This is a genomic window from Mesorhizobium sp. (genome assembly GCF_024509055.1).
In the GTDB taxonomy this organism is placed as follows: domain Bacteria; phylum Pseudomonadota; class Alphaproteobacteria; order Rhizobiales; family Rhizobiaceae; genus Mesorhizobium.
In genome coordinates this window covers 270-2,935 of the sequence record NZ_JANINM010000221.1, presented here as the reverse complement: position 1 = coordinate 2,935, position 2,666 = coordinate 270, and the positions used below count along the sequence as shown (strand labels likewise).

Genomic DNA, 2,666 nt, shown 5'->3' with positions numbered 1-2,666 from the left:
GGCATCGACGTCCACATCAAGGACGGCAAGGTCCGCTACATCAACGGCAACAAGGACCATCCGGTCAACCGGGGCGTCATCTGCGGCAAGGGCAGCTCCGGCATCATGCAGCACTACAGCCCGGCACGGCTGAGGAAGCCGCTGTTGCGCACGGGTCCGCGCGGCTCGGGTGACTTCCGTGAGATCGAGTGGGAAGAAGCCTTCGCCATCGCCACCGAACGGCTGTCGGCGATCCGCGGGACCGACCCGAAGAAGCTCGCCTTCTTCACGGGACGAGACCAGTCGCAGTCATTGACCGGCTGGTGGGCGTCAAAATTCGGCACGCCCAACTTCGCCGCCCATGGCGGCTTCTGCTCAGTCAACATGGCGGCGGGCGGGCTCTACACGATCGGCGGCTCTTTCTGGGAGTTCGGCGAACCCGACTGGGAGAATACCAAGTACTTCATGCTGTTCGGCGTCGCCGAGGACCATGATTCCAACCCGATCAAGATCGGCCTCGGCAAGCTCAAGGCGCGCGGCGCCAAGGTTGTGTCGATCAATCCCTGCCGCACCGGTTACAACGCCATCGCCGACGACTGGATCGGCATCAGGCCGGGCACGGACGGCCTGTTCGTGCTCGCCCTCGTCCACGAGCTGCTCAAGGCAGGCCGTGTCGATCTCGACTACCTGCTGCGCTACACCAATGCGCCGGTGCTGGTCGTGCAGGAGCCTGGAACCGCCGACGATGGGGTGTTCGTGCGCGACGATGACGGCAACCCGCTCGCATGGGACAGGATGGCGACGCTGCCCGTCAAGGCGGCCGACGCCGCAGCGAGGCCGGCGCTGACCGGCAGCTACGTAGTCGACGGCCGGCGCTGTGTACCTGTGTTTCAGCTGATCGCCGACCGCTATCTCGACGACGCCTACTCGCCTGACGCAGTGGCGGGACGCTGCGGGATCGATGCCGCCACGATCCGTCGCATCGCGGCGGAGTTGGCCCATGTCGCCTTCGAGCAGACGATCGAACTGCCGGTCGCCTGGACCGACTGGGCTGGCCGGCGGCACGAGACGATCAAGGGACGGCCGGTCTCGATGCATGCCATGCGCGGCATCTCGGCCCACTCCAACGGCTTCCATACCTGCCGCGCCATCCATTTGCTTCAGGTTCTGCTCGGCACGGTGGATGTTCCCGGCGGCTTCCGCTTCAAGCCGCCCTATCCCCGTTCCGCCCCCCCTGGTCCGAAGCCATGTGGAAAGAACGCCCAGCCGATGACGCCGCTCGAAGGCGTGCCGCTCGGCTTCGTCTGCGGGCCGGACGATCTTCTCGTCGACGAGGCCGGCCGGCCCACCCGTATCGACAAGGCCTATTCGTGGGAAGCGCCCTTGGCCGCCCATGGACTGATGCATTCGGTCATCCGCAACGCCTGGGCCGGCGATCCTTATCCGATCGACACGCTGATGATGTACATGTCGAACATGGCCTGGAACTCGTCGATGAACACGGTCGAGACGATTGCCATGCTGACCGACAAGGACGAGTCCGGCGCCTACAAGATCCCCTTCATCATCTACTCCGACGCCTATTATTCCGAGACGGTGCCGTTCGCGGACCTGGTGCTGCCCGACACCACCTATCTCGAACGGCATGACTGCATCAGCCTGCTCGACCGGCCGATCAGCCATGCGGACGGGCCGGCCGACGCCATCCGCCATCCGGTGGTGCAGCCGGACCGCGACGTGCGGCCGTTCCAGACAGTGCTCATCGAGCTCGGCGCGCGGCTTGGCCTGCCCGGCTTCGTCGCGGAAGACGGTTCGGCGAAGTACCGCGACTATGCCGATTACATCGTCAACCACCAGCGCACGCCCGGCATCGGCCCTTTAGCCGGCTGGCGTGGCGAGAATGGCGGTTCGTTCGGCAGGGGCGACGTCAATCCGGACCAGTTGCAGCGCTACATCGACAATGGCGGCTTCTGGCACCACGAATTTTCCGACGACCAGCGCTATTACAAGATGGGCAACCGCGCCTATCTCGATTTCGCCGTCGAAATGGGTTTTGTCCCGAAGGCCGAGCCGATCGTCTTCCAGCTTTATTCCGAGCCGATGCAGCGCTTCCGGCTCGCGGCGCGCGGCCATGGCAAGGCGCAGCCACCCGCCGCCGAGCGCGCCCGCATCGAAGCCTATATGGACCCGCTGCCTTTCTGGTACGCGCCCTTCGAGGACGACACAGTCGACCTCGAAAAATATCCGCTGCATGCGCTGACGCAGCGGCCGATGCATATGTACCATTCCTGGGGTTCGCAGAATGCGTGGCTGAGGCAGATCACCAGCCAGAACCGGCTGTTCGTGCATCGGCAGACCGCCGCCAGGCTCGGCCTTGCCGATGACGACTGGGTGTGGATCGAAAGCATCAATGGAAGGGTGAAGGGCCAGACCAAGCTGATCGACGGCGTGAACCCGGATACGGTCTGGACCTGGAACGCGATCGGCAAGCGGCGCGGCAGTTGGGGCCTGAAGGACGACGCGGCCGAGAGCAATCGCGGCTTCCTGCTCAACCATATCATCGGCGACCAGACGTCGGCCGATGCCAACGGCAAGCGCTATTCGAATTCCGATCCGGTGACCGGACAGGCTGCATGGTTCGATTTGCGCGTGCGGATCGTCAAATGCGCGCCCGAGGAAGCCGGCTT

The 2,666-nt window shown here is 64.6% G+C and carries 1 pseudogene; it reads left to right on the top strand.

Annotation, left to right across the window (positions count from 1 at the left end):
• Positions 1-2,666 (top strand): annotated as a pseudogene (locus Q0L57_RS10600) (molybdopterin oxidoreductase family protein); the annotation flags it as partial.